This window comes from Achromobacter sp. RW408 (assembly GCF_003184165.1).
GTDB lineage: Bacteria > Pseudomonadota > Gammaproteobacteria > Burkholderiales > Burkholderiaceae_B > Achromobacter > Achromobacter xylosoxidans.
The window spans coordinates 418,716-442,480 of the sequence record NZ_QHHO01000047.1 but is presented as its reverse complement, the minus strand read 5'-3'; the positions used below and the strand labels follow the sequence as shown (position 1 = coordinate 442,480).

The window sequence follows — 23,765 nt, the reverse complement described above, 5'->3', positions numbered from 1 at the left end:
GCTTGGCGTGTTTGCCGGCACCGTCGTGGGGGGGGAGAGGGTCTTGCGGGGCTGCTGCAACGGGGCCGCGCGGGCGGCCCGTTGCAGCGTCTGGGTGGTGGGGCGTCGAGGCGGTGCTGGTTTGCTCGCTTGCCTGCTTTTTTGGCGGGGCGGTGTCGCGGGGGAGTGGTTTTGGCAAAGGGCTTCTTTTGGGAAGCCCTTTTTGCTTGATGGCGGGCGGCTCATTGGGGCCTGCCGCCTGCTTTCCGGTTCAGTGGCGGTGACCCGGATCGTTGTGGTCGTGAGCGTGGTCGTGGCCGTCGTCCTCGTCCTCGTCCTCGTCCTCGTCCTCGTCGTCTTCTTCCTCGTCTTCCTCATCCGGGTCGGGCAGGGGTTCCTCGGTCAGGGCGAAGGGCAGGACATCTTCCAGGTTGTCGGACCAGGCGGATTCCTCGCCGTCGTGGTCGAGCTTGATGAAGCGTTCGCCTTCGTTCAGCGAGATCTGGATGGCCCAGAGGTAGAGGCAGTCGTAGGTGTCGTCGCCGGTCTGGGGCAGGCCGCCGCGGTTGCCGAGCAGGCGGGCGCCGGGGCCGCCCAGCTGGACGTGGGTCTGGTCTTCGTCGGGTTCGGCGTTTTCGTCGATGGGCACGCCGTAGGTGACCCATTCGGTGCCTTCTTCGCCCAGCGCGACTTCGGCCAGGACGGGCTTGCCCAGGTAGGCGCTGAGGGCGTCGGCGGTCTTGGCGAGCATGTCCAGTTCGGTCGCGCTGAAGTGGGTCAGGGAAGGCGGGGGCGTGGCGGAGGCGGACATGGGGGTTCCTGGCGCGATGATGCCGCGGGGACGGCGTTACGAAAAAAATGCAGACGCTATTGTCTCGCGATCGCGCGCGGCGTGCATCGGGCGCTTGGATTACGCGCGTTTCAGGCGGGCGCGGCGGCGCGCTTGCGGGCGCTGTCGGGGGACTGGCCGGTCAGGCGCTGGAACATGGCGATGAAGGCGGACGGCGTGCTGTAGCCGAGTTCGCGCGATACGGCCTGTACCGGTTGGCCGGCGTCGAGCATTTCCAGCGCACTGACCACGCGCAAGCGTTGGCGCCATTCGTTGAATGACATGCCCAGGTGTTGCTGGCAGTGGCGCAGCAGGGTGCGTTCGGTGATGCCGGCGGTGGCGGCCCAGTAGGCGGCGCCGCGCTTGTCGCCAGGCTGGCGTTGCAGGGCGGTCAGGATGGGGGCCAGCACGGGTTCGGTCGCGGACGGCAGGTAGCTGGCGTAGGCGGGGGCGACGCGGATCTGGTCGATGACCACTTGCGCCAGGCGCCGGTCTTCCGGCGTATCTGGATAGGCGATGCCGCGCCGTTCGAAGTCGGCCAGAATGGCGCGCATGACGGGACTGATCTCCAGCGTGCAAGGCCTGGCGGGCAGGTCGGCGCAGGCGGCGGCCGGGATGTCGATGCAGGCGTAGTGCACTTCCCCCTGGTTCTGGCAGCAGTGCGAGACGCGCGGCGGTATCCAGATGGCGTATTGGGGCGGCGACAGGTAGGTGCTGTCCTCGATGCCGATTTCCATGATGCCGGACAGGGCGAAATTCAGTTCGCCCCAGGGCGAGCTGTGGCGCTGGACGCGCGAGTGCGGCAGGAAGTGCAGGATGCGGCAGGCCAGCGGATAGGGCCGGCCCGGGCCAAGGCTGGGCGGCGATACGGCGAGGTCCATGTCCGAAGTTCACTGGCGTTTGTCGGTTTTTCATTATATACATCAAGTCGGACAAATCCTACACTGGCCAGCCGTAATCCTGTTTTGGCAGTTGTTCCATGACGCGCGCAGATGCTTCGCCCACCCCGGCTCGCTATTTGTTGTTCCCGCTGCTGGCGGCTTTGATCTGGTCGGTCAACATGATCGTGACCAAGATGGCGGCCGGCGTGATCGCGCCGGCCGCCATCGGCTTTTACCGCTGGGCGCTGGCCGGGCTGCTGCTGACGCCGTTCGCGCTGCCGGCCGCCTGGCGCCAGCGGCGCGCGCTGTGGCCTTACCTGCCCAAGTTCGCGGTGCTGGGCGGCCTGGGCATGGCGCTGTACCAGGGCCTGGCCTATGTGGCGGCCAGCAGCACCACCGCCACCAACATGGGCATCATCACCGCGATGATTCCGTTGCTGACGATCGCGGTCGGCGCCGTGGTGCTGCGCGAGCGTCCCTCCCTGATGGCGCTGCTGGGCGGCCTGCTGTCGCTGGCGGGGCTGGCGTTGCTGATCGGCGAAGGCGATCCGGCGCGCCTGCTGTCGGTGGGCGCGAACCATGGCGACGTGCTGATGGGCGTGGCCGCGCTGGCCTATGCGTTGTACGGCGTGCTGCTGCGGCGCTGGGGCCTGCCGGCCGGACCGTGGGTGTCGCTGTACGTGCAGGTGGCGTTCGGCGTGCTGTTCCAGTTGCCCACCTTCCTGATGGCGCCGGCCTCGCCGCTCAATGCCGAGAACCTGCCGCTGGTGCTGTATGCGGGCCTGTTCCCGTCGCTGTTCGCGCCGTTCCTGTGGATGCAGGGCGTGCGCCACCTGGGGCCGGCCCGCGCCAGCGTGTTCCTGAACCTGATGCCGGTGGCCACGGTGGCGATCGCGGCGCTGTTCCTGGACGAGAAACCGCACCTGTTCCACATCGTTGGTGGCGCGATGGCGCTGGCCGGCGTGATGCTGGCGCAGATGCGCGCGCCATTCGCCGGCGCGCGCCGCGCGCGGGTTGCCTCGTAGGGGCTTGCCGCTTCAGCCCGGCGCGGGCTGGCCTTGCCAGTAGCGCACGGCGTGTTCGACGGCGACCCGCGCTGACACGCGCAGGCCGTGGCCCGCGCCGAGCGGGAAGCGCCGCGCCAGTCCGGCGTCGATCAACGACTGGCCGACCGGCAGGAAATGATCGGAGTCGAGCAAGGCGGGCTGGTCATATCGCTTCCAGACACGCCGGCCGTGCTCGATGATGGGCGAGGCTTCAGGCTGGCGCGGCCGCGCCGGCCAGGCGCGTTGTTCGGCCAGGTGCAGCATGGTGCAGACATCGAAGCCGACGCCCAGCAACAGGATCTCGGCGTCGGCGCGCAACAGCTTGGCCAGCGGCGAGGTTTCGCCCAGCGGGTCCTCCAGTTGGTGGCCGGCGGTCAGCGTTTGGGCGCCGGCGCCGACGGCCGCGAACGAGCAGGTGGGATGCAGGCTGCGCACGGCGCCGGGCCAGGTGCGGAACAGTTCGGCCACCGCGCCCATGCCACGCGTGGGCGTGATGGCGGGATCGTAGGCCGGCATGTGCTCGTACAGGGTGTCCAGCCAGGCGGCCGGCACCGGCGGCGCCTGCCATTGCGCGGGATCGGTCAGGTCGGAGGAGTGCGCCGGCATCGCCACCAGGCCGTCGGAACCGACGCAATCGAGCAAGGCGTGGATCAGCGCCACGGGACCGCCCGCGATCCAGCCCAGGGCGCGCAGCGAGGTGTGCACGAGCACCGTGGCGCCGGGGCGCAGGCCGCCCTCGCGCAATTGCGCCGCGAGGCTGTCGCGGGTGGCGGGAAACGGGGTACGGGCCAGCAGGTCGGCTTCGGTCATCGGGGTGGGCGGGGCGCCGCGAAAGGCGTCATGGAACGGACACAAGCCGTAAATATAGCCTTGCCGCCGGCGCGCGGACCCCGCCCGCGCGCCTGTCCGGGTTCCGGCCTACAATCAGCGATTCATCAGCTTTCTTTCCCTATACGAGCCCATGGCCCAATACGTCTACACCATGAACCGCGTCGGCAAGATCGTGCCGCCCAAGCGGCAGATCCTGCGTGACATCTCGCTTTCGTTTTTTCCTGGCGCCAAGATCGGCGTGCTGGGCCTGAACGGCTCGGGCAAGTCGACGCTGCTGAAGATCATGGCGGGCGTGGATCGCGAGATCGAAGGCGAAGCCATCCCCATGCCGGGCCTGAACATCGGCTACCTGCCGCAGGAACCGCAGCTCAACCCCGAGCACACGGTGCGCCAGGCGGTTGAGGAAGGCCTGGGCGCGGTGGTCACCGCCAAGAAGCGCCTGGACGAGGTCTACGCCGCCTACGCCGAGCCGGACGCCGACTTCGACGCGCTGGCCGCCGAGCAGGCCGAGCTGGAAGCGATCATCGCGGCCGCCGCCTCCAGCGGCGCCGACGACATCGAACACCAGATGGAAATCGCCGCCGACGCGCTGCGCCTGCCGCCCTGGGATGCCATCGTCGGCAACCTGTCCGGCGGTGAAAAGCGCCGCGTGGCGCTGTGCCGCCTGCTGCTGTCCAAGCCCGACATGCTGCTGCTGGACGAGCCCACCAACCACCTGGATGCCGAAAGCGTCGAATGGCTGGAACAGTTCCTGCACAAGTTCCCGGGCACCGTCGTCGGCGTGACCCACGATCGCTACTTCCTGGACAACGCCGCCGAATGGATCCTCGAACTGGACCGCGGCTACGGCATTCCCTGGAAGGGCAACTACAGCTCCTGGCTGGAGCAGAAGGAAGATCGCCTCAAGCAGGAAGAGGCGTCCGAATCGGCCCGCCAGAAGACCATCAAGAAGGAACTGGAGTGGGTGCGCCAGAACCCGAAGGGCCGCCAGGCCAAGGCCAAGGCGCGCCTGGCCCGCTTCGAGGAACTGTCGTCCTACGAATACCAGAAGCGCAACGAGACCCAGGAAATCTTCATTCCGGTGGGTGAGCGCCTGGGCAACGAGGTCATCGAATTCAACAACGTCAGCAAGGCCTACGGCGACCGTCTGTTGATCGACAACCTCAGCTTCAAGATTCCGGCTGGCGCCATCGTCGGCATCATCGGCGCCAACGGCGCCGGTAAATCGACGCTGTTCCGCATGATCGCGGGCCGCGAGCAGCCGGATTCGGGCGAAGTGAAGATCGGCCAGACCGTCAAGCTGGCCTACGTCGACCAGTCGCGCGACGCGCTCGAAGACAAGAAGACCGTGTTCGACGCGGTCGCCGACGGCGCCGACCTGCTCACCGTGGGCAAGTTCGAAATGTCCTCGCGCGCCTACCTGGGCCGCTTCAACTTCAAGGGCGGCGACCAGAACAAGGTGGTCGGCCAGTTGTCGGGCGGTGAACGCGGCCGCCTGCACATGGCCAAGACGCTGATCGCCGGCGGCAACGTGCTGCTGCTGGACGAACCGTCCAACGACCTCGACGTCGAAACGCTGCGCGCGCTGGAAGACGCGCTGCTGGAGTTCCCCGGCAGCGTCATGGTCATCAGCCACGACCGCTGGTTCCTGGACCGTATCGCCACGCACATCCTGGCTTTCGAGGGCGATTCGCAGGTGGTGTTCTTCGACGGCAACTACCAGGAGTACGAAGCCGACAAGAAGCGCCGCCTGGGCGAAGAGGGCGCCAAGCCCAAGCGCCTGCGCTACAAGGCGCTGAAGTAAGCCGGCCTGTCAGGCGGTGCGAAAATCCCGGCCATTGCGCGCCGGGATTTTTTTTCGGATGATAGAATCAAAAAGTTCATCATTTGATGCGAATTTTTGCTCCAATCATTTCAAGGAGGCCAGTGTGCGTACGACTGTGACGCTCGATGACGACCTGCTCGAATTGGCCCGTACCTATACGGGCGTCCAGGAGACATCGGCGCTCGTAACGCGAGCGCTGACCCAGCTCGTGCAGAAAGAGGCCGCGAAGCGGTTGGCCAAGCTTGGTGGTAGTTCGCCCAAGTTGAAGCCTATCCCGCGGCGGCAGACGGAAACCTGCAATGATCCTGGTTGACACTTCCATCTGGATAGATCATTTATCCGACGGCGAGCCATATCTGGTGCGCTTGCTGGAGGAAGAAAGTGTATTGATGCACCCGTTCATCGCGGGTGAATTGGCGCTTGGTTCGTTGGGCCGGCGTGATGTCGTATTGGGTGCGATGTCGCTATTGCCTCAAGTCGTGCGTGCGAGTCATGACGAAGTCATGCACTTTCTTCATAGCGAGAGATTGTTTGGAAAGGGCATTGGTTATGTGGATTTACACTTGTTGGCGTCCACGCGACTGACACCTGGCGCGGCGCTATGGACCAGGGACAAACGGCTGCAGGCACTCGCCACCACCTTGAGCCTGGCGGTTGATCCCCCGAGATATCATTGAGTGAAGCGGTTTGGCGTGATGGTCGTACCGTATCGTCGATACCGCCTTCAACCTCAGGAGACCTCCCATGTTGTTGCAAGCCTCCGATTCCACGCTGCTCATCGTCGACATGCAGGGCCGCCTGATGCCTGCGATCCACGACGGCGACGCGGTGGTGGCGGCCAACGCCAAGCTGGCGCGGGCCGCGCGGCTGCTGGATGTCCCCGTGGTCGCCACCGAGCATCACAGCAAGATGCTGGGCGTCACCGTGGCGCCGCTCGCCGAGCTGGTGCAGTCCACTTTCCAGAAGATGCACTTTTCGGCCGCGCGCGAACAAGGCTTCGATGCCTGGCTGCCGGCGGCGCGAAAAACGGTGCTGGTGACCGGCTGCGAAGCCCACATCTGCGTGTTGCAGACCGTCATCGGTTTGACCGGGCTGGGTTACAAGGCGGTGCTGGTGGCCGATGCGGCCGGTTCGCGCAAATCGTCCGACCACCATGCCGCGTTGCGCCGCGCGCGCGCCCACGGCGCCGAGATCGTCACCACGGAAATGGCCATTTTCGAGTGGATGGAGACCTGCGAGCATCCGCGCTTCCGCGACGTGTTACGTCTGGTCAAATAGCCGGCCGCGCCTGCAACATCGTCCCTGGGAGTCGCAAAGATTCCCTCGCCCTTTGACACAATTCCTGGGCAAACCTAACACCGCGGGACGGGATATTTTGCGATCCTGAAGGCTCTAAACCCATAAGGGGTATCGTGCGCTCGCGTCTGGATCTAGGTGCGGCCCCGGGTACAAGAATAGGAGCCTCATCATGAAAATCGCATCTCTTTCCAAAATCTGTGTCGCTGTCGCCATGGCCGCCGCCATGGCCGGTTGCTCGTCGTGGGACAGCATGAGCCACCGCCAGAAAAGCACGGTGGGCGGTGCGGCGCTCGGCGGTGTGGCGGGTGCCGTCATCACCAACGGCGGCATCCTCGGCACGGTGGGCGGCGCGGCGATCGGCGGCGTCATCGGTGATCAGGTGGGCAAGCACTAAGCCGCGAACCAGGCAGTCGCCAGCATGCGCTGGCGTACCGTGCCAAACGCAAAAACGCCCGGCATTGCCGGGCGTTTTTGCTTTGTGGCGCAGAGCGAGGCGCGCGCCGGCGGGCGGCGCGCGCGGACATCAGGTTTCGCTTTGCGGCATCTCGATCTTGACCTCGAGCACTTCGAGCGTGTCCTGGCGTTCCAGGTGCACCTTGATGTCCTCGGGATTGATCTTCACGTACTTCGAGATCACCGCGATCAGTTCCTGCTGCAATTGCGGCAGGTAGTCGGGCGAATCGCCACGGCCCCGCTCGTGGGCCAGGATGATCTGCAACCGTTCCTTGGCGACGGAAGCGGAGGTTTTCTTTTGACCAAGCAGAAACGACAGGAAGGACATTGCTTACTTGCCTCCGAACAGGCGTTTCAGGAAACCCGGCTTTTCGTAGTCGGTAAAGCGCAGGGCCTTGTCTTCGCCCAGGTAGCGGGCCACGACGTCCTTGTAGGCCTCGGAGACGTCGGTATCTTTCAGGTGGATGGCGGGCAGGCCCTGGTTGGAGGCTTGCAGCACGGCTTCGGACTCGGGAATGACGCCGATCAGCTTGATGCGCAGGATGTCCTCGATGTCGCCCAGCGACAGCATTTCGCCGTCGACCACGCGCTTGGGGTTGTAGCGCGTCAGCAGCAGGAATTCCTTGACCGGCTCGCCGCCTTCGACGGCGCGTTTGGACTTGGCGGCCAGGATGCCCAGGATGCGGTCGGAATCGCGCACCGACGAGACTTCCGGGTTGGTCACGACCAGCGCGTCGTCGGCGAAATAGGCCGCCATCAGCGCGCCCGTCTCGATGCCGGCGGGCGAGTCGCAGACGATGTAGTCGAAGCCCATTTCCTTCAGGTCGTTGATGACCTTTTCCACGCCTTCCTGCGTCAGCGCGTCCTTGTCGCGCGTCTGCGAGGCGGGCAGGATGAACAGGTTTTCAAGCTGCTTGTCCTTGATCAGCGCCTGGTTCAGCGTGGCTTCGCCCTGGATCACATTGACGAAGTCGTACACCACGCGCCGCTCGCAACCCATGATGAGGTCGAGGTTGCGCAGGCCGACATCGAAGTCGATGACAGCGGTCTTGTGGCCCCGCATCGCGAGGCCCGCGGAAAAACTGGCGCTCGTCGTGGTCTTGCCCACGCCGCCTTTGCCGGAAGTCACCACAACAATGCGTGTCATGACGATCAAACCCTTATGTTCGAATAAATCGCGTTATCGTAAAGCAAAAAGCCCGTGTAAGGCTTCTTACAGAATGTGTTGAACGGGCACGGCCCGTTCGAGACTGACAGAGTATTGCGTTGCAGGACCATTCCGCGTCCGGCGCCGTCTCGCGCCAGCCCCGACGGCATGGACCCCGGAAGGGCATCTCAGGCTTTCAAGGCCTCGATGCGCAGGGTGTCGCCGTCCAGCCGGACCAGCGCGGGCTGGTTGTGCAGCGAGCGGTCGAGCTTGTCTTCCACCACGCGGTACACGCCGGCCACGGCCAGCAGCTCCGCGTCCAGGTGCGTGGTGAAGATGCGCGCCGACGTGTCGCCGCGCGCGCCGGCCATGGCCTTGCCGCGCAGCGGACCGTACACGTGCACGTTGCCGTCGGCGATGACCTCGGCGCCCTGGCTTACCATGCCGATCACGACCAGGTCGGTATGGCGCGCGTAGACGCGCTGGCCCGAACGCAGCGGCTTGGTGATGACCAGGGCCGATGACGATTGCGGCGCGGCCGGCGTGGGGCTGGGCGCCGATGTGGTGCTGGCGGCGGCGCGCTCGGGCAGCGGCTCGGCGGCCGCCTTGTCGGCGGGCTTGTCGGTGGCCTTGTCCGCGGATTTATCGGCGGTCTTGTCGGCAGCCTTGTCGACCTGCGCTTCAGCGGCGGGCGTGGGGGCGGGGGCGATCTCGACGGCGGCGGCCGGCACCGACGGCACCGGCGTGGCGACATCGTTGGGCGGCGCCGTATCGATGACCTGCGCCGGCCGGGCCGCGGGGGTGGACAGCTCCACCGGCGTCAGGCCGGCGGCGCGGGCCGCGGCCAGGTTGGCGCCCTCGGCCACGACGCCGATGGGGGGCAGGTTGTGCCCGCGCAAGGCCGCGACCAGGGCGGGCCAGTCGATGGTGTCCTCGACACGGCTGGCGTCGATCACCACGGGCTCGTTCTCGAAGAAGCTGCCCGCGTCCGCCATGCGCTTGGCCAGCGCGGCGTTCAGGCGTTCGGGATCGGCACTGTGCAGGACCACCCGGATGGCATACAGGGTGGCGCTCTTGAAGTCCAGGGCTAGGGATTCAGTGTTCATCTTGATCGGGGGCTGGCGGTTCCGGGCGCCTGGAAGGGGCGCGCGCAACCGGCTGCGGAATGTCGGGCATGATAACCCGCCCCGGGCCCGTTCAATCGATTCGGCAAGGGGGAAAAAAACCGGAATCGCGGCGGATGGCGCAGGCGCCGCCGGACGCGGCGCCATCCGGCGGGTCTTTCATGCGGGTCCCGGCCCTGGCAGCCGGTCCCGCCGACGATCAGCCCTGCACCCAGGAGTCGCGCAAGGTCACGATGCGGTTCAGCACCGGCTTTTCCGCCGTCGATTCCTTGATGTCGGCCGTGAAGTACCCCAGCCGCTCGAACTGCCAGGTCGCGCCCGGCGTCGCCACCGTGCCCGGTTCCAGCCAGGCCGTCACCGTTTCCTTCGAATTCGGATTCAGGCAGGCCAGGAAATCCTTGTCGCCGCCATCGGGCCGCGGATCCGCGAACAGGCGGTCGTACAGATGGATCTGCGCCGGCACCGCATGCGCCGCGCTGACCCAGGTGATATTGCCCTTGACCTTGACGCTGTCCGCGCCCGGCGTGCCACTGCGCGTTTCCGGCAGGTATTCGGCCTGCACCTCGACCACTTCGCCGGCCTCGTTCTTGGTGAAGCCGGTGCAACGCACCACGTAGCCGTATTTCAGGCGCACCAGGTTGCCCGGGAACAGGCGGAAGTATTTCTTCGGCGCTTCCTCGCGGAAATCGTCACGCTCGATCCACAGCTCGCGCGACAGCGGGAACTCGCGCAAGCCGGCCTCCGGATCGTGCGGATTGCGCGGCGCCGTGCAGATTTCGGTCTGGCCTTCCGGATAGTTGGTGATGACCAGCTTGAGCGGGTCCAGCACCGCCACCGAACGCGGCGCGATCGGGTCCAGGTCGTCGCGCACGGCCTGTTCCAGCAGGCTGTAGTCGATGCGCGAATCCGACTTCGACACCGCCGTGCGGTCGCAGAACAGGCGGATCGAGGCCGGCGTGTAGCCGCGGCGGCGCAGGCCGAAAATGGTCGGCATGCGCGGATCGTCCCAGCCATCCACGTGGCCTTCGCGCACCAGTTGCAGCAGCTTGCGCTTGCTGGTGACCACGTAGCTCACGTTCAGGCGCGAAAACTCGTACTGGTGCGGCAGCGGCTTGGCCAGCTTGCCCAGCTCCGCCAGGCGTTCCAGGATCCAGTCGTAGAACGGCCGCTGGTCTTCGAACTCCAGCGTGCAGACGCTGTGGGTGATGCCTTCCAGCGCATCCTCCACCGGGTGCGCCCAGCTGTACATCGGGTAGATGCACCACTGGTTGCCGGTGCGGTGGTGGGTGGCGTGGCGCACGCGGTACATGACCGGATCGCGCAGGTTGATGTTGGGCGACGCCATGTTGATCTTGGCGCGCAGCACCAGGCTGCCATCCGGATGCTTGCCGTCGCGCATCTCGCGCAGCAGCGCGATGGACTCCGCGGCCGGGCGGTTGCGCCAGGGCGAGTCGGTGCCGGGTTCGGTCAGGGTGCCGCGGTTGGCGCGGATCTCGTCGGGGCTCTGTTCGTCGACGTAGGCATGGCCGGCCTCGACCAGCGCCTCGGCGAACTCATACATATAGCCGAAGTAGTCGCTGGCGAAGTACAGGTTGTCGCGGCCGTCGGCCTTCCAGTCGAAGCCCAGCCAGTGCACGGCCTCGATGATGGCGTCGACGTATTCCTGGTCTTCCTTCTCGGGGTTGGTGTCGTCGAAGCGCAGGTGACAGACGCCGCCGAAGTCGCGCGCCAGGCCGAAGTTCACGCAGATGCTCTTGGCGTGGCCGATGTGCAGGTAGCCGTTGGGCTCCGGCGGAAAACGGGTGCGGATCTTCGCCGGGTCGGGCTCGCCCTGCTGCTGCACGGCGGCCGGGCCAGGCTTGCCGGCCCAACGCTTGCCCTGGAAGCGGTTGGCTTGCAGGTCGTCCTCGACGATGTTGAGCAGGAAATTGGATGCGGCGGGGGTCGGCGTCGTGGCGGAGGTCATTCTTGAAAGAATAGGAAAAAGCAGCGACAAAGCGTCAATTTTGCCACGTTCCCGGGACAAGCCATTTTTGGCTCGCTGCAAGCGGTTTCAAACTGGCCCCCATTGTCATGTAACTGGCTCTACACTACGGGCCATCATGGATATTTCCACTCTTTCATTGGCCCGCGCGCAATTCGTGGCCAGCCTGAGCTTCCTGGCGTTGTTTCTCGCCGTGGCCCTGGCGCTTGCGTGGGTCCTGCTGTTCTTCAAACTCCGGGCCCGGTTCTCGGGCCTGGGCGGCTGGACCGCCGCCTACCGCTTCTGGGTCCGCATCTTCGCCCTGTCGTTCGTGCTGACCCTGGCCGCCTGTGTACCGGTGCTGATCCAGCTTGGCAGCCTGTGGTCCGGCCTGATGGACAAGATCGGCAACGTTGCCGGTCCCCTGCTGGGCTACGGCATCCTGTCGGTCTTCATCCTCAAGTCGTGCTTCCTGGGCGTCATGCTGTTCGGCCAGCGCCGCGTGTCCGACGGCGCCCATACCCTGGCGGTGCTGATGGTGGCGGTGGGACAACTGGTGGCGCTGTTCTGGGTGCTGGCGCTGCAATCCTGGATGCAGACGCCCGACGGCGCGGTGCTGGTCGATGGCCGCTACCAGGTCTACGACTGGACCGCGGTGGTGTTGAACCCCTCCGTCGGCTGGCGCATGGCCGTGGTGGTGGTGGGATCGGCCCTGGCCGCCGCCTTCCTGATGATGGGCGTGACCGCGCTGCAGGCGTTGCGCCGCCCGCTGGGCGATGGCGAACGCGCCACCTTCAAGACCGGCCTGGTGATTGCCGCCCTGGCCGCGGTGCTGCAGGTGCCGGTGGCGACCGGCGCCGGCCAGATGGTGGCCAAGTACCAGCCCGCCAAGGCCGCCGCCGCCGCGGGCTATTGGGAAAGCGGCAGCGAACCGCGCCTGGTTCTGTTCGGCTGGCCGGACGCCCGCGCCCATGCCAACGTGGCCGACTGGACCTGGAACAACGCTGGCGGCATGTGGCTGCATCGCAATGACGACGGCACCTATCTCGGCCTGGACAAGTATTCGGGCATGCTGCCGCCGGTGGCGCTGACCTTCTGGTCGCTGCGGGTCGCGGCCGGGCTGGGCCTGTTGATGCTGGCCGTCTCCTGGATCACCTTCCTCTGGACCTGGCGCCGCGGCCTGGACGTCTCGGTGCTGCCGCAATGGTGGCAGCGCGTGCTCTGCGGCATGATGTTCTCGGGCGGTATCGCCGTGGTGGCCAGCTGGTGGGTCTCGGTGATCGGCCTGCAGCCCTTCGTCGTCAACGGCACCGTCACCCAGACCGAGGTGCTGGGCACCATGTCCTCCAGCACCGTGCTGTATGGGCTGGTCGGCTATGGCGTGTTGTACGCGCTGCTGCTGGCGGCGTTTGCCGGCATGCTGTTCCACGCGGCCCGCTACGGCGTGGTGCCGGTGCGCAAACTGGGCGGAGGCACGCCATGATCGCCATGCTGGCCGCTTCGCAGGGGTTGAGCCCCGATGATCCTTCCTTCTGGATGCCGCTGGCGTTCATGGGCCTGCTGTTCGTCGTCATCGCCGCCGGCGTGGTGCTGGACGGCTTCGACCTGGGCGTGGGCATCCTGCTGCAGCTGGCGCCCGAACAGGAGCGCGGCCGCATGATGAGCCTGCTGAGTCCCTGGCGCGACGCCAACGAGTTCTGGCTGCTGCTGGGCATGGGCCTGTTCGCTTCCGCGTTTCCGTTCGCCTGGGGCGCGGTGCTGGGCAAGCTGTACGGGCCGCTCACCTTCATGGTGCTGGGCGTGGTGTTGCGCAGCGTGGCCTTCGAGTTCCGCATCCGCGCCCGCAACGAGGCCAAGCCGCGCTGGATCTTCGCCTTCTGGGCCGGGTCGCTGATGACCGCTTTCGGCCAGGGCATGCTGCTCGGTCGCATCGCCACCGGCTACCAATCCGACGCCGGCTATGGCTGGTTCGCGCTGTTCGTCGGCCTGTGCGCCGTGGCCGCCTATGTGCTGCTGGGCGCGTCCTGGCTGGTGATGCGGGTCGACGGCGACCTGCAGCGCCGCGCCGCCAACTGGGCGCGCCATGCGATCCGCTGGACCGCGGTCGGCATGGTGGCCATTGCCGTCACGCTGGGCCTGGCCAACGCCGGCATCTTCTACAAGTGGAGCAACATCGCCCACCTGAGCCTGGCGGCCACGGTATGGGTGCTGATGCTGGCGGGCTTCGTGGCCGCCGAAATGCTGCTGGCGCGACTGCCGGGCCGCGCCGACCGCTTCAGCTGGCTGCCGTTCGTGCTGTGCGTGGCGCTGTTCCTGCTGATGCTGAGCGGGCTGGCCTACAGCCTGTTCCCCTTCCTGATCCTGGACGACATGACGCTCTGGGACGGCGCCGGCGCGCTGGGCTCGATGCGGCTGGTGATGGCCGGAGCGGTGGTGGGGATACCGGTGGTGCTGGTGTTCAACATCCTGGCCTACCGCTCGGTGTTCGGCAAGGAGCGCGCGCCCGTGCCGCTGTTGCCGCCGCCGTCGCCCTGAGGTCCGAGGCGGCAGGCGCCGGCGGATGGCCATGTCATCCGCCGTGCCGGGCCGCCCTGGTCGGCCACCCCGGCCGCTCCGGTCGCGGCTCCCGGGAGCGGGGGCCCGGCGCTACAGCACCGGCCGCGCCACCCGTTGCAGGATTTCCTCGCCGTAAGCTTCCAGCTTGCGCGCGCCGACCCCGCTGATGTGGCTGAGCGCGTCCATCGACTCGGGCTGGGCCAGCGCGATCTCGCGCAGCGTGGCGTCGTGGAAGATCACGTAGGCCGGCACGCCGTGGCTCTTGGCCACTTCGCCGCGCCAGGCGCGCAGCGCCTCGAATACCGGTTGCAGTTCGGCGGGCAGGTCGATCGCCGCGGCCTTGGCGCGGCTGCCGCCGCTCTTGCCGGAGCGGGCCTTCTTTTCGGATTCGCGCCGCAGCATCAGCTGGCGCTCGCCCTTGAGCACGGCGCGGCTGCCTTCGGTCAGGGCCAGCGTGCCGTAGCCTTCGTTGTCGACGGTGAGCAGGCCCTGCGCCAGCAACTGGCGCAGCACGCCGCGCCAGGCCGTGTCGCTCAGGTCTTCGCCCACGCCGAACACGCTCAGGGTTTCGTGGCCGTGCTGTTTGGTGCGGTCGGTGACCTTGCCGCGCAGGATGTCGATGATGTGACCGGCGCCATAGCGCTGGCCGCGTTCCTTCCACAGCCGGTACACGGCCGACAGCACCTTCTGCGCCGCCACGGTGCCGTCCCAGGCCTGGGGCGGATCGAGACAGACGTCGCAATTGCCGCAGGCGCTGATCTGCTGGCCGAAATACGCCAGCAGGCGCACGCGGCGGCATTCCACGGTTTCGCACAGGCCCAGCATCGCGTCCAGCTGCTGGCCGAGGCGGCGGCGGTAGGCGTCGTCGCCCGGGGATTCATCGATCATGCGGCGCTGCTGCACCACGTCCTGCAGGCCGTAGGCCAGCCAGGCGGTGGCGGGCAGGCCGTCGCGGCCGGCGCGGCCGGTTTCCTGGTAATAGCCCTCGACCGATTTGGGCAGGTCGATGTGGGCCACGAAGCGCACGTCGGGCTTGTCGATGCCCATGCCGAAGGCGATGGTGGCGACCATGACCACGCCGTCCTCGCGCAGGAAGCGCGCCTGGTTGGCGGCGCGCACCTGCGGGCTGAGCCCGGCGTGGTACGGCATGGCGTCGATGCCCTGGTTGCAGAGGAATTCGGCGGTTTCCTCGACGCGCGCCCGCGACAGCGCGTAGACCACGCCGGATTCGCCTTCGTGTTCGGTGCGGATCATGTCCAGCAACTGCTTGCGCACCTCGTTCTTTTCGACGATGCGGTAGCGGATGTTGGGGCGGTCGAAACTGGAGACGAAGTGGTGCGCGTCGGTCAGCGACAGGCGCTGGGCGATCTCGTTGCGGGTTTCGGCGGTGGCGGTGGCGGTCAGCGCGATGCGCGGCACGTCCGGCCAGCGCTCGTGCAGCATCGACAGGCCCAGGTATTCGGGGCGGAAGTCGTGGCCCCATTGCGAAACGCAGTGGGCTTCGTCGATGGCGAACAGGGCGATGTTGCCGCGCTCCAGCAGTTGCAGGCAGCGGTCGGTCAGCAGGCGCTCGGGCGCGACGTAGAGCAGGTCGAGCTCGCCGGCCAGGAAGGCCTGTTCGACGTCGCGCGCCACGCGCCAGTCCTGGGTCGAATTCAGGAAGGCGGCGCGCACGCCCAGTTCGGTCAGCGCGTCGACCTGGTCCTGCATCAGCGCGATCAGGGGCGAAACGACGATGCCGGTGCCTTCGCGCACCAGCGACGGGATCTGGTAGCAGAGCGACTTGCCGCCGCCGGTGGGCATCAGGACCAGCGCGTCGCCGCCGTCGATGACCTGCTGGACGATGGCTTGCTGGTCGCCGCGGAAGGATTCGTAACCGAAAACGCGCTGCAGGACTCCGAGGGCGCGCGCGTCAGACATGGGGGTAGGCGGTGAGCATCATGGCAGGGATTTTAAGCCGCAAATCGGACCGCCCGGGCGCGGGCGGACATTTCCGTCCGTGGGCGGGCCGGCTCACCAGCTCAGCCAGGTGCCGCGCATGAAGGTGTCGACCGGCATGCTGAGATTGGCGCGCCATTCATAATTGCCGGAGATGATGTCGCGGTCGGCCCCCACCGCCAGCTTGACCTTGGGCGCCACGAACATGCTGTGCGACAGGCCGAGCCGCTGCTCGGCCAGCGCCGACCCTTCATGCAGGCCGGAATAGGTGCCACTGAGCGTGCCCCAGCCGGTGATCGGCACGCCGGCGGTCAGGGTGTTGCGGGTCTGCGGCGCCGCGGCCACGCCACCGGAATAGGTGGACAGGTCGCCGAAGCCGGCGCCGATCTGTTCGTTGGTGTAGCCCAGGTTGACCGCGTCGGCCACGTCCACGCTGTAGCCGAAGCGGTAGCGCCAGGCGCTGGCCGCATCGAACGAGCTCTGGGTGGCTCCCGCCTGGAACGTGCCGTACTCGCCCGCGGTGTAGGTGGTGCCCATGCCCCGGGTGGTCAGGGATGGCGCGCTCTGCATCTGGCCCTCCAGCGTCAGCACCGGCGTCAGCCCGTAGCGCACGGTGCTGTTGCCGACCGAGGCGCCGTAGTCGACCGCGCCGGAAGTGGCGGATGGGTCCATGCGGTTGAGCCGCCCGAGCGACGACGAATAGCCAAAAGTGCCTTCCGCCAGCGGCGCCGTGGTGCTTTGCAGGTTGGATATCTGCAACCCGCCCACCGGCGCGCTGCTGCCCCAGGTGGGGGCATTGGCGCTGATGTTGCCCACCGCGAACGACGGACCGCCGGTATTGCGGTAGATCCAGTTGCGGTCGCCGCCATAGCGCAGGCCGTCCTGGCCGCTGACCGAGGCGAACCAGGGGCGGCTTGGCCGCGACACGCCGGAGATCACCACCACCGGCACTCTTGGTATGTCCCCGTTTTCCAGGTCAAACGAGTAGCTGGGGGCGTCGGTCGGCGCCGTGGCGGCCTGGGTGTCGTCGCAAGCCAGCGGGCCCGTGGCGGCGTCTCCGGACAGGGTCGAGCCCGTCCCCGGTATGGCATCGGCGCCGCCTCCGGCCACGCTGGTGTCCATGGCCGGTTCGCTGGTCTGCAGGTCGCAGGGCGTCGGATCCAGCGGCACCGCCCGTGACGCCATCGACGGCGCCGGCCGCACCGGTATCGGCTGCACCGGCGCCAGCACGCCGATACCGCGCGCGACGTAGGCCGGAGCCGACGGGGAGGAAGAGGGTGCAGCGGGCGTGCCGCCAAACGCCGGCATCAACGGGCAGGCCAGGCCAGCCGTCAACGCCGAGTGCAGCAGCCGCCTGCGCCAGGATGCAGGGGCGACCATAACCGACAGTGTAAAAAGGGGGCGTTGCCCCTGCTGTAAACGATCTTTAGCAAACCGCACCAGCGTATGCGAGGCAATGGCGATATTTTAGGGCCAGTCCTGTCCGGCGGGTGACGCTGGCGCCAACGGGCCGGCATCGCCGGCAAACATCGTGCAACAGGTATATTTCAGATGATTTCCCGGCTCTTGCCGCCGCGGGCGGACGGCTCCACTATGGCATCCATGGACAATCACCACACCAAGCTGCTGGTCGTCGACGACGATCCGGCCTTGCGCCAGTTGCTGGCCGACTACCTGAACCGTCACGGCTATGACACGCTGCTGGCGCCCGACGCCAGCGACCTGCCGTCGCGCATCACCCGCTACGCGCCCGACCTGCTGGTGCTGGACCGCATGCTGCCGGGCGGGGACGGCGCCGATGCCTGTCGCCGCCTGCGCGAGCAGGGCGAGGACATCCCCGTCATTTTGCTGACCGCCCGCGACGAGGCCGTCGACCGCATCATCGGCCTGGAGGCCGGCGCCGACGACTACGTCGGCAAGCCCTTCGATCCCCGCGAGCTGCTGGCCCGCATCGAAGCCGTGCTGCGCCGCAAGCGCGGCCCCTCGGCCCTCACCAAGGACGCGCCGGTCGCGTTCGGCCCGTTCCTGTTCGATCCGTCCACCCGCCAGCTGTCGCGCGACGGCACGGTGGTCAAGCTCACGGGCGGCGAAATCAACCTGCTCGAAGCGCTGGTGCGCAACGCCGGCAAGCCGCTGTCGCGTGAACGCCTGCTGGCGCTGGCGCGCGACGATGACGCCGGCGAACGCAACGACCGCGCCATCGACATCGCCATCCTGCGCCTGCGCCGCGTCATCGAGGACGATCCCAAGCAACCCCGCTGGATCCAGACCGTCTGGGGCATCGGCTACCGGTTCTCGCCCTGATGCGCTTCTCCGCCAGTTCCCTGGTGCCGCGCTCGCTGCGGGCGCGGCTGATCCTGCTGATCCTCGGGTCGGTGCTGCTGACGCAGGCGGCCACGCTGGTCACGGTTTCGTACTTCCGCCACAAGTTCATGGAAGACGTGGCCATCGGCTACATCACCACCACCATCCGCACCCTGCGCGCCGCCGTGTCGCAGGTCCCCGCCGAAGACCGCGCCGATTTCGTGCGCGCGGCCTCGCAGAACCAATGGCGCCTGTGGTCGCGGGTGCTGCCGGCCGAAGCCAAGCTGCAGCGTTTCAACGGCCGCCGCCCGCCGCCGCGCGGCACGCAACGGCCACCGCCGCCGCCGCCACCGCCGAGCGCGCAGATCCAGGGCCCGCCACTGCCGCCGGAGATGCGCGACGAACACGAAGTCGAACAGGAGCGGGCCGAGCGCGAACGCCAGCGCGAGCATGAAGAACACATGCGCCGCTACAAGCCCGAACCCGACGATATCCGGCGCGATCTGAAGGGGCTGGTGCAGCAGCTGAACGAACGCCTGAACGACGGCACCCGGGTGGCGCTGTCGCGCGGCCCCACGCCCGAGATCTTCATCTCGCTGGCGCCCAATCCGGCCAGCGAGGACGCGCCGCGCCTGCGCGAATGGCTGGTGATTCCGCTGGACCGCCTCGACCCGCCCGTGGCCACGCCGCTGATCGCCGCCTGGCTGGGCGGGCTGGGGCTGCTGCTGTTGCTGGCGGTGGGGTTCTCCTGGCACATCACGCGTCCCATCACCCGCCTGGCCGACGCTGCCGACCGCCTGGCCGCCGGCCAGCCGCAACGGGTCGAACCTTCAGGTCCGCACGAAACCCGCGTGCTGGGCGAGCGCTTCAACGCCATGCTGGATGCGCTGGCCGAATCCGACTCGGTGCGCCGCACGCTGCTGTCGGGCCTGCCGCACGACCTGAAGGGGCCGCTATCGCGCATGTGGCTGCGCATTGAGCTGGCCGACGATTCGGCCCTGAAGGAGGGCCTGCGCACCGACCTGCAGGACATGCAGCACATGGTCGACCAGTTCATCGGCTTCGTGCGCGGCACCGATCCCGCGGCCTACCGCTACGCGTCGATGGTGCTGCCCGATTGGCTCACCGAGCGCGTCAACGCCTGGCGCGGCGCGGGCACCGACATCCACCTCAAGACGGCCGACAGCGACGACGCCCTGGTGGTGCAGGGCGATGCCGTCGCGCTGGGCCGCCTGCTCGACAACCTGATCGGCAATGCCCTCAACCACGGCGCGCCGCCGGTTGACGTCAGCCTGCGGCGCGAAGGCCGCCAGGCGGTGCTGGACGTGGCGGACCACGGCCCCGGCATCGTGCCGGAACGCCGCCAGGAAGCGCTGCGTCCGTTCAGCCGCCTGGACGATGCCCGGACCCGTACCGGCAGCGTCGGCCTGGGGCTGGCGCTGGCCGAAGCCATCGCCCGCGCCCATGGCGGCTCGCTGGAATTGCTGCAGGCCGAGTCCGGAGGCCTGTGCGTGCGGGTCAAGCTGCCGGTGGCGGAAGGCGCCTGACCCCGCCCCGCCAGGGCGTGGCGGGGCGGAATCCGGTCCCGGGGGCGGTGGTTACGGTACGATGCAGCATCCCGCTCAGTATCCAGTCGTTTTCCGCACCATGGCCATCCAGTCCGATTCGCTTTCCTCCCGTCCCGACGCGCCTCGCATCGTGGCGCCCCAGCCGGCGTCGCCCAACGAGGAGTCGATCGAACGCGCCCTGCGCCCCAAGGCGCTGGAGGAATATGTCGGCCAGCAGCGCGCCCGTGAACAACTCGAGATCTTCATCGCCGCCGCCCGCAAGCGCGGCGAAGCGCTCGACCACGTGCTGCTGTTCGGTCCGCCCGGATTGGGCAAGACCACCCTGGCCCACATCATCGCCCACGAAATGGGCGTGCAATTGCGCCAGACTTCCGGCCCCGTCCTGGAACGCCCGGGCGACCTGGCGGCGCTGCTGACCAACCTGGAAAAGAACGATGTCCTGTTCATCGACGAAATCCACCGCCTGTCGCCCGTGGTCGAGGAAATCCTCTACCCGGCGCTGGAGGATTTCCAGATCGACATCCTGATCGGCGAAGGTCCGGCCGCGCGCAGCGTCAAGCTCGACCTGCAACCGTTCACGCTGGTCGGCGCCACCACCCGCGCCGGCATGCTGACCAACCCGCTGCGCGACCGCTTCGGCATCGTGTCGCGGCTGGAGTTCTACAACGCCGGCGACCTCGGCCGCATCGTCACCCGCAGCGCCGGCCTGCTCAATGCGGTCATCACGCCGGATGGCGCCGCCGAAGTGGCGCGCCGCGCCCGCGGCACGCCGCGTATCGCCAACCGCCTGCTGCGGCGCGTGCGCGATTACGCCGAGGTCAAGGCCGGCGGCACCATCGACGCCGATGTCGCCGGCCGCGCGCTGGCCATGCTGGAAGTCGATCCGCAAGGCCTGGACCTGATGGACCGCAAGCTGCTCGAGGCCATCATCCACAAGTTCGACGGCGGCCCGGTCGGCGTCGACAGCCTGGCCGCGGCCATTGGCGAAGAGCGCGACACCATCGAGGACGTGATCGAGCCCTACCTGATCCAGCACGGCTACCTGCAGCGCACGCCGCGTGGCCGCACGGCCACCCTGACCACCTGGCGCCACCTGGGCCTGACGCCGCCCGCCGGCGCCGCCAGCACCAGCGGCGAGCTGTTCGGCAAGTAAACCGTCCGGGCGTGGCGGCGGCGGGAACGCCGCCACGGGTTTATGATCCGGAGGTTTCGCTTCCGACTCTTTCCGCGTTCAAAGGACTGTTTCCATGTTGCCCGAACTGCCCACTTTCGACGATGTCGCGCGCGCCAGCGAGCGCCTGGCCGGCCACGCGCACCGCACGCCGGTGCTGACCTCGACCACGGCCGATGCCATCGCCGGCGCCTCGCTGTTCTTCAAGTGCGAGAACTTCCAGCGCATGGGGGCGTTCAAGTTCCGCGGCGGCTTCAACGCCATCGCGCGCCTGACGCCCGAGCAGCGCGCCGCCGGCGTGGTCACGTTCTCGTCGGGCAACCATGCGCAGGCGATCGCGCTGGCCTCCAAGCTGCAGGGCGTCAAGGCCACCATCATCATGCCGCTGGACGCGCCGGCGGCCAAGCGCGCCGCCACCGAAGGCTATGGCGGCCAGATCGTCACCTACGACCGCTACACCGAAGATCGCGAAGAGATCGCGCGCCGCATTCAGGCCGAGACCGGCGCCACGCTGATCCCGCCCTACGACCACGAGGACGTGATCGCGGGGCAGGGCACCGCGGCCAAGGAACTGTTCGAGGACGTCGGCGAATTGGATTACCTGTTCGTGTGCCTGGGCGGCGGCGGCCTGCTGTCGGGGTCGGCGCTGTCGGCGTACGCGCTCAGCCCGCGCTGCCTGGTCTACGGCGTCGAGCCCGAGGCCGGCAACGACGGCCAGCAATCGCTGCGCAAGGGCGAAGTCGTTCGCATCCCCGCGCCCAAGACCCTGGCCGACGGCGCCGCCACCACCCACCTGGGCCACCTGACCTTCCCGCTCATCCAGAAGCACGTGCGCGACATCGTCACCGTGACGGATGACCAGCTGGTCTCGACCATGAAGTTCTTCGCCGAGCGCATGAAGATGGTGGTGGAACCGACCGGCTGCCTGTCGTCCGCGGCCGTGCTGCAGGGCGTGGTGCCGGTGCGCGGCGCGCGCGTGGGCGTGATCATCAGCGGCGGCAACGTCGACCTTCCGGCCTACGGCAAGTTGCTGGCAAGCTGAGGGTCGGCGCCGGGCGTCGGCGGGATATCGTCCGGCGCTTTGGCCGCGCGCTTGCGGATGCGGCCCGTGCAGGGCAGAATCGGGCCTGAATCCTGAAGAACAGGGGCTGCTCCATGCGTATCCTTGTCATCGGCGGCACTGGCTTCATCGGCCGTCATCTCATCGCCCGGCTTTCGGGTGGACAGCACCAGATCCTGGTGCCCACCCGCCGCTACGGCCAGGGACGAGAACTCCAGATCCTGCCCACCGTCACCCTGCTCGCCAGCGACGTGCACGACGACGACGCACTCGACCGCCTGGCGCGCGACTGCGACGTGGTCGTCAATCTCGTCGGCATCCTGCACGGCAATGCGGGCCGCCCCTATGGCTCCGATTTCGCGCAGGCGCACGTGCACCTGCCGCAACGCATCGCCCGGGCCTGCCGCCGCCAGGGCGTGCGCCGGTTGCTGCATGTCAGCGCGCTGGGGGCGGATTCCAATGGCGGCAGCATGTACCAGCGTTCCAAGGGCGATGGCGAGGCCGCCATCCGGCAGGAGCTGGCCGATTGGCGCGAAGGGGGGTGGACGATGTTCCGCCCCTCGGTGGTGTTCGGGCCGGACGACAATTTCACCAACATGTTCGCGCGCCTGGCGCGCTGGCTGCCGGTGCTGCCGCTGGCCGGCGCGCACGCGCGCATGCAGCCGGTGTACGTGGGCGACGTGGTGTCGGCGATGCTGTCGGCGTTGGCCAACACGCATGCCTGCGGCAAGACCTACGAGCTGGGCGGACCGCAGGTCTACACCCTGGGCGAGATCGCGCGCCTGTGCGCGGGCTGGAGCGGCCATCCGCGTCCGGTGATGAGCGTGCCGATGGGCGTGGGCCGGATGCAGGCGTTGCTGTTCGAATGCTTGCCGGGGCGGCCGCTGATGTCGCGCGACAACCTCGATTCCCTGCGCAGCGACAACATCTGCGGGGCGCCGATGGCCCCCGAACTGAATGTGGTGCCGACCGGCCTGGAGGCGGTGGCGCCCGGCTACCTGGCGCCGGCGCGCTAGTGCGCGAAGCCTGCGTAGACGGGGGCAGCCCTGGGGCGTATCGCGCCTGTCGCCGCGACCAGCCCTGGTCGCAATGATCTGCGGGCGGCGCGGCCCAGGTGGCGCCCCTTCAGCGCACCAGGGCTTTCAATGCCTGCTTGATGCCGTCGGAGACGCCCACTCCCTCGGGCAACGTCTTCAGGGCCGACAGCGATTCCTTCTCGGAGTATCCCAGCGCCAGCAACGCGTTCAGGATGTCGGACTGGTTGTCGTGCACCGCGTGCGCGGTGGCGCCGATGTCCGCGCCCAGCTTGCCGCGCATTTCCAGCAGCAGGCGTTCGGCGGTTTTCTTGCCGATGCCGGGCACCCGCGTCAGGCGGCCTGATTCCTGCAGCGTGATGGCCTGCGCCAGGTCGGCCACCGACAGGCCCGACAGCACCGACAGGGCGGTGCGCGCGCCGATGCCACTGACCTTGATCAGTTCGCGGAAGGCGCTGCGTTCGCCGGCGGTGGCGAAACCGTAGAGGATGTGGGCGTCTTCGCGCACGGTCAGGTGCGTGTACAGCGTGACGCGGGCGCCGGTTTCCGGCAGCGAGTACAGCGTGCTCATGGGCACGTCGATGTCATAGCCCAGACCGTTGACGTCCACGCAGACGGTGGGCGGCAGTTTCTCGATCAGGGTTCCGGTGATGCGTCCGATCATGGTGGCAGTGGCCTGGCAGAAGAAGAGGCCGCGTCAGTCGCGGCGAATGCGGGGATTCTATACGGGTCCGCGCGCCGCGTGGCGCGGGCCGCG

Annotated in this window: 23 protein-coding genes; 13 read left to right on the top strand and 10 right to left on the bottom strand. The window is 67.8% G+C overall.

Annotated elements, in window-relative coordinates:
• Nucleotides 1-250: 250 nt before the first annotated feature.
• Both DK459_RS18205 and DK459_RS18200 read right to left on the bottom strand, forming a co-directional pair.
• Nucleotides 251-790, bottom strand: coding sequence for a hypothetical protein (locus DK459_RS18205; RefSeq protein WP_070542804.1), 540 nt, complete (start codon nt 788-790; stop codon nt 251-253).
• A gap of 110 nt (nt 791-900) precedes the next feature.
• The gene (locus tag DK459_RS18200) at nt 901-1,689 is read right to left on the bottom strand and encodes a helix-turn-helix transcriptional regulator (RefSeq protein ID WP_049054627.1); all 789 of its coding nucleotides are present in this window, start codon (nt 1,687-1,689) and stop codon (nt 901-903) included.
• 98 nt (nt 1,690-1,787) lie between these two features.
• On the opposite strand from DK459_RS18200, the gene DK459_RS18195 reads away from it, so the two are divergent.
• Nucleotides 1,788-2,714 carry a DMT family transporter gene (locus tag DK459_RS18195; protein WP_020924995.1) on the top strand — a complete coding sequence of 309 codons (927 nt, stop codon included), beginning with the start codon at nt 1,788-1,790 and terminating at the stop codon, nt 2,712-2,714.
• 12 nt (nt 2,715-2,726) lie between these two features.
• Here DK459_RS18195 and DK459_RS18190 read toward each other — a convergent pair whose 3' ends face one another.
• Complete coding sequence (locus tag DK459_RS18190; protein ID WP_110134963.1) at nt 2,727-3,545, bottom strand: aminoglycoside N(3)-acetyltransferase; 819 nt, start codon at nt 3,543-3,545, stop codon at nt 2,727-2,729.
• Nucleotides 3,546-3,696: 151 nt separating this feature from the next.
• Between DK459_RS18190 and ettA the strand changes: the two genes are divergently transcribed.
• The 5 genes from ettA (at nt 3,697) to DK459_RS18165 (ending at nt 7,084) form a co-directional block, all read left to right on the top strand.
• Entirely contained in the window at nt 3,697-5,370 is a 1,674-nt protein-coding gene (gene ettA / locus DK459_RS18185) for an energy-dependent translational throttle protein EttA (RefSeq protein ID WP_024067854.1), read from the top strand.
• Between the two features lie 58 nt (nt 5,371-5,428).
• Nucleotides 5,429-5,704 (top strand): type II toxin-antitoxin system VapB family antitoxin, encoded by a 276-nt coding sequence (locus DK459_RS18180; RefSeq protein ID WP_006388973.1) that lies wholly within the window; start codon nt 5,429-5,431, stop codon nt 5,702-5,704.
• A complete protein-coding gene (locus tag DK459_RS18175; protein WP_054439446.1) occupies nt 5,691-6,068 on the top strand; it encodes a type II toxin-antitoxin system VapC family toxin in 378 nt (125 codons plus the stop codon). The genes DK459_RS18180 and DK459_RS18175 overlap by 14 nt, the downstream gene beginning before the upstream one ends.
• Nucleotides 6,069-6,135: 67 nt before the next feature.
• Entirely contained in the window at nt 6,136-6,669 is a 534-nt protein-coding gene (locus DK459_RS18170; RefSeq protein WP_024067855.1) for an isochorismatase family protein, read from the top strand.
• 190 nt (nt 6,670-6,859) lie between these two features.
• On the top strand, nt 6,860-7,084 hold the full coding sequence (locus tag DK459_RS18165; protein ID WP_006388976.1) for a glycine zipper 2TM domain-containing protein: 225 nt from the start codon (nt 6,860-6,862) through the stop codon (nt 7,082-7,084).
• 129 nt (nt 7,085-7,213) lie between these two features.
• Here the strand turns inward: DK459_RS18165 and minE are convergent, their stop codons facing one another.
• From minE to DK459_RS18145, 4 genes are all read right to left on the bottom strand, one after another.
• Nucleotides 7,214-7,471 (bottom strand): cell division topological specificity factor MinE, encoded by a 258-nt coding sequence (gene minE, locus DK459_RS18160; protein ID WP_006388977.1) that lies wholly within the window; start codon nt 7,469-7,471, stop codon nt 7,214-7,216.
• Nucleotides 7,472-7,474: 3 nt separating this feature from the next.
• A complete protein-coding gene (minD, locus tag DK459_RS18155) occupies nt 7,475-8,290 on the bottom strand; it encodes a septum site-determining protein MinD (RefSeq protein ID WP_006388978.1) in 816 nt (271 codons plus the stop codon).
• A 188-nt stretch (nt 8,291-8,478) separates the two neighbouring features.
• Entirely contained in the window at nt 8,479-9,396 is a 918-nt protein-coding gene (gene minC, locus DK459_RS18150) for a septum site-determining protein MinC (protein ID WP_024067857.1), read from the bottom strand.
• A gap of 217 nt (nt 9,397-9,613) precedes the next feature.
• Entirely contained in the window at nt 9,614-11,380 is a 1,767-nt protein-coding gene (locus DK459_RS18145) for a glutamine--tRNA ligase/YqeY domain fusion protein (protein ID WP_006388981.1), read from the bottom strand.
• Between the two features lie 136 nt (nt 11,381-11,516).
• Here DK459_RS18145 and DK459_RS18140 point away from each other — a divergent pair, with 136 nt between their 5' ends.
• Together DK459_RS18140 and DK459_RS18135 are read left to right on the top strand one after the other, a co-directional pair.
• On the top strand, nt 11,517-12,860 hold the full coding sequence (locus tag DK459_RS18140; protein ID WP_006388982.1) for a cytochrome ubiquinol oxidase subunit I: 1,344 nt from the start codon (nt 11,517-11,519) through the stop codon (nt 12,858-12,860).
• The gene (locus tag DK459_RS18135; protein WP_006388983.1) at nt 12,857-13,912 is read left to right on the top strand and encodes a cytochrome d ubiquinol oxidase subunit II; all 1,056 of its coding nucleotides are present in this window, start codon (nt 12,857-12,859) and stop codon (nt 13,910-13,912) included. The genes DK459_RS18140 and DK459_RS18135 overlap by 4 nt, the downstream gene beginning before the upstream one ends.
• A 111-nt stretch (nt 13,913-14,023) precedes the next feature.
• On the opposite strand, the gene recQ is transcribed toward DK459_RS18135, so the two are convergent.
• Both recQ and DK459_RS18125 read right to left on the bottom strand, forming a co-directional pair.
• A complete protein-coding gene (recQ, locus tag DK459_RS18130; RefSeq protein ID WP_006388984.1) occupies nt 14,024-15,853 on the bottom strand; it encodes a DNA helicase RecQ in 1,830 nt (609 codons plus the stop codon).
• A 93-nt stretch (nt 15,854-15,946) separates the two neighbouring features.
• Nucleotides 15,947-17,251 carry a fimbrial protein gene (locus DK459_RS18125; RefSeq protein WP_082406105.1) on the bottom strand — a complete coding sequence of 435 codons (1,305 nt, stop codon included), beginning with the start codon at nt 17,249-17,251 and terminating at the stop codon, nt 15,947-15,949.
• Between the two features lie 222 nt (nt 17,252-17,473).
• On the opposite strand from DK459_RS18125, the gene DK459_RS18120 reads away from it, so the two are divergent.
• The 5 genes from DK459_RS18120 to DK459_RS18100 all read left to right on the top strand — a co-directional run bounded on the left by DK459_RS18120 (nt 17,474) and on the right by DK459_RS18100 (nt 22,990).
• Nucleotides 17,474-18,175, top strand: a complete 702-nt coding sequence (locus tag DK459_RS18120; protein ID WP_006388986.1) for a response regulator — start codon at nt 17,474-17,476, stop codon at nt 18,173-18,175.
• Nucleotides 18,175-19,722 carry a sensor histidine kinase KdpD gene (locus DK459_RS18115; protein WP_024067860.1) on the top strand — a complete coding sequence of 516 codons (1,548 nt, stop codon included), beginning with the start codon at nt 18,175-18,177 and terminating at the stop codon, nt 19,720-19,722. Before DK459_RS18120 ends, DK459_RS18115 begins: the two co-directional genes overlap by 1 nt.
• A 100-nt stretch (nt 19,723-19,822) precedes the next feature.
• Nucleotides 19,823-20,896 (top strand): Holliday junction branch migration DNA helicase RuvB, encoded by a 1,074-nt coding sequence (gene ruvB / locus DK459_RS18110; RefSeq protein ID WP_006388989.1) that lies wholly within the window; start codon nt 19,823-19,825, stop codon nt 20,894-20,896.
• 94 nt (nt 20,897-20,990) lie between these two features.
• Nucleotides 20,991-21,956 carry a threo-3-hydroxy-L-aspartate ammonia-lyase gene (locus tag DK459_RS18105; RefSeq protein WP_024067862.1) on the top strand — a complete coding sequence of 322 codons (966 nt, stop codon included), beginning with the start codon at nt 20,991-20,993 and terminating at the stop codon, nt 21,954-21,956.
• A gap of 113 nt (nt 21,957-22,069) precedes the next feature.
• Entirely contained in the window at nt 22,070-22,990 is a 921-nt protein-coding gene (locus DK459_RS18100) for a complex I NDUFA9 subunit family protein (protein ID WP_006388991.1), read from the top strand.
• Nucleotides 22,991-23,099: 109 nt separating this feature from the next.
• Here DK459_RS18100 and ruvA read toward each other — a convergent pair whose 3' ends face one another.
• Nucleotides 23,100-23,672, bottom strand: coding sequence for a Holliday junction branch migration protein RuvA (gene ruvA, locus DK459_RS18095; RefSeq protein ID WP_006388992.1), 573 nt, complete (start codon nt 23,670-23,672; stop codon nt 23,100-23,102).
• Nucleotides 23,673-23,765: the final 93 nt, after the last annotated feature.